The sequence below is a fragment of the Ruminococcus sp. genome (assembly GCF_045129435.1).
Lineage (GTDB): Bacteria > Bacillota > Clostridia > Oscillospirales > Acutalibacteraceae > Ruminococcoides.
Window position 1 is genome coordinate 1 of sequence record NZ_JBGVJL010000021.1, and the last position, 3,428, is coordinate 3,428.

3 protein-coding genes are annotated in these 3,428 nt (G+C 40.3%); all 3 read right to left on the minus strand.

The features are described from left to right. Positions 1 to 135: 135 nt before the first annotated feature. Positions 136 to 762: an MBL fold metallo-hydrolase gene (locus ACJMMI_RS00925; protein ID WP_405352660.1), complete on the minus strand. Its 627-nt coding sequence runs from the start codon at positions 760 to 762 to the stop codon at positions 136 to 138. 21 nt (positions 763 to 783) lie between these two features. Next, complete coding sequence (gene dtd / locus ACJMMI_RS00930) at positions 784 to 1,239, minus strand: D-aminoacyl-tRNA deacylase (protein ID WP_405352661.1); 456 nt, start codon at positions 1,237 to 1,239, stop codon at positions 784 to 786. Between the two features lies 1 nt (position 1,240). Further along, positions 1,241 to 3,428: RelA/SpoT family protein (locus ACJMMI_RS00935; protein ID WP_405352662.1), on the minus strand; the 2,188-nt coding region annotated here is incomplete at its 5' end.

Consider the following 3,428-nt stretch of genomic DNA (forward strand, 5'->3'; position numbering starts at 1 on the left):
AGCTCGGTATATATATACGGCTCTTCCCTTTGCTCACATTCACGCACAACAGTTATTTTTTCATTAGGGAAAAATAACCTTGCCACATTTTCAAGCTCATAGTGAAAGCCATGATTAATTACATATAAATTCATATCAAACCCTGCTCATTAAAGGATTATATTTTTTCTCGTGATTTAGAGTAGATGTCGGACCATGTCCGGGAATTACGGTATAATCACCCTCAAGCTGTTTAAGCTTTTTAAAGGAATCTACCATATCGTTGTCATTGCCTGTAGGCAGGTCGGTTCTGCCATAGGATTCGCAAAAGAGCGTGTCGCCACAAATCAAAAGCTTATCCATAATAAAGCAGCCACAGCCTCTTGTATGTCCCGGTGTGGTGATGTACTTCACCTTGGTTTCACCAATCATAAAGGTATCGCCGTCATATAGCAAAACATCTGCCTTGAACGGCTCAATGGTCATATTGTGAAAAGCGGTGAGATTAAGCATTGAATCGGTTAAAAATCTTTCGTTTTCCTTGCCTGTAATAATCTTTGCCGAGAACATATCGGCAAGCTGTTTTGCAAATGAAATGTGGTCATAGTGACCATGGGTAAGCAAAACATAGTCAAGCTTTCCGCCGTCTGCATTTATTTGTGCAATAAGTTCATCACTTTTGTCACCCGGATCTACAACTGCATTACAGCCTGTTGCTGTGTCTTTAAGATAAACACAGTTTGTAGCAAGCTGTGTAACATTAAAAATCTTGTATTCTATCATTTCAATTACCTTTTCATATGGTTAATATTTTAAATCTCTTGTGTCTATATCAATGGTAACAGGGCCGTCATTGAGCAAAGATACTTTCATATCCGCACCGAAAATGCCCTTTTCAACCTTACGCACACCGTTGTCGCTCATCTTTTTACAAAAGTATTCATAAAGAGGCTCTGCTATGTCAGGCTTTGCGGCTTTCATAAAGTTTGGTCGTCTGCCATGTGAGCAATCTGCGTATAATGTGAAATTTGAAATAACAAGCACTTCGCCGTCAATATCCGCAAGCGAAAGATTCATCTTGTCATTTTCATCTGTAAACACTCTGAGTGTTGCCACCTTTGCCGAAAGAGCGTCCGCCTCTTTTTCGGTATCTCCCTCTGCCACACCAAGCAAAATCAAAAAGCCATTGTCAATTTTGCCTACTGCTTTTTCATCTACCTTAACTTCTGCAAAGGTAACTCTCTGTAAAATTGCTTTCATATTATAACCTCTTAATTTCTACAATTCCGCTGATGTCGGAAAGCTTTGAAATTACACCTTTTAAGTGGTTTTTGCCTGTAACATCAATAGTAGCGGTAACCATAGCCTTGCCGTCACCTACCTCTCTTGAATTGAGAGAGTGAATAAAGATGTGCATATTTGAAAGCTTGATTGTAACATCGGCAAGCAGTCCTGTTCTGTCGGTTGCTATAATCTGCAAGGTACTGCGGAATGCTTCGCCTGCCTTATCCTCCCAATAACAGCTTACCCATCTTTCCGGCTCTTCGCAATCGTTTAAGTTTTTAGGCACATTTGTACATTCACGCTTATGAATTGACACACCATAACCTCGTGTGATGTAACCGATAATCTCATCACCCGGCAGAGGATTACAGCAATTTGAGAATTTGACAAGCACATCGTCCGTACCCTCAATTACTACACCGGAAGAAGCCTTTGGCTTTTTGCGTGGTGCTTGCGGAACTTCTATTTTTTCAATATCAGCGGCATAGGTTTTCTGATATTCCTCTTTAATTCGAGGCATAACCTTCCAAAGCTGAATTCCGCCATAGCCGATTGCGGCATAAACATCGTCAAGAGTTACATACTGCTTTTTCATCAGCATTTTTTCAATGAACTCTACAAATTCTTCGTCAGAAAGATTTATACCGTTGCGTTTAAATTCCTTTTCAAGCATCTGCTTGCCCTCGGCAATGTTTTCGTCACGCTTTTCGTGCTTATACCATTGACGAATCTTGGATTTTGCAGATGCTGTCTTACAAATATCAATCCACGCTTTATTAGGATGCTCCTCTTTCTGCGTAATAATCTCGCAAATTTCACCTGTTTTTAATTTATAATCAATAGGAACGATTTTGCCGTTGACCTTAGCACCCACCATTCTGTGTCCAACCTGAGTATGGATAATATAGGCAAGGTCAATAGGAGTTGAGCCGTTCGGGATAACCATTACATCTCCCTTTGGGGTAAATACATAAACATCGTTTTCCTCAAAGTCATTTCTGATGTTCTTGGCAATATCGGTAACATCTTCCGCCTCAAGCTGATCAAGAATCATATTCTTAACCTTTTCGATATTCTCTGCAAGACGGGTGTTCTCTGCCTTTCCTCCTGCACCCATACCAAGCTTATACTTCCAATGTGCTGCGATACCATATTCAGCTGTGTAGTGCATTTCCCATGTTCTTATCTGCACTTCAAACGGAATTGCTCGGTTGTCAAGCACTGTGGTGTGGAGTGACTGATACATATTTGGTTTAGGCATTGAAATATAATCCTTGAAACGGTTCGGAATCGGCTTGAAAATATCGTGCACAACACCGAGAACATTGTAGCAGTCGGAAACTGTATCAACAATTACACGCACAGCAAAAACATCGAAAATCTGGTCAATGGTTTTGCCTTGCATAAAGGTTTTGCGGTAGATGCTGTAAACGCTCTTTACTCTGCCGCTTATGTAAACATTCTTGATTAAATTCTTTGTTTTATCAAGAATTTGCATTTTTATAGACTCAATGAATTTATCTCTGTCATCTTCTGAAAGGCTGATTGCGTCTTCAATCTCTTTGTAACCAATCGGGTCAAGATACTGCAAAGACAAATCCTCAAGCTCATCTTTAATAGTTTTGATACCAAGACGATGAGCAATAGGTGCATACACCTGCATATTTTCGTGTGCCTTATCTCTCCTGCTCTGCTCAGGCATACAACTTATTGTACGCATATTATGTAAGCGATCGGCAAGCTTAATGATGATTACACGAATATCATTTGCCATGGCAATAAGCATTTTTCTGATATTCTCAGCCTGTCTTTGTTCTCTTGATGAAAATGCAATTTTAGAAATCTTGGTAACGCCGTCTATAAGCTTTGCAACATCAGCACCAAACAGCTTTTCAACCTCTTCAAGAGTTGTAGGAGTATCTTCAACAACATCATGCAAAAGTGCGGCACAGATTGCGTCTGTATCCATGCCAAGCTCGGCAAGGATGCACGCTACAGAGGTTGGATGCAGAATGTACGGAATACCCGATACTCTTCTCTGGTCGCCATGAGCCTTTTCGGCAAACTTATATGCCTTGGTGATTTTATCAATATCATAAGTTCCGTTTGAATGGTCAAGCAACTTCAGAAGCTCATTAAAATCCTGATAGTGTGCTATTCCTGAA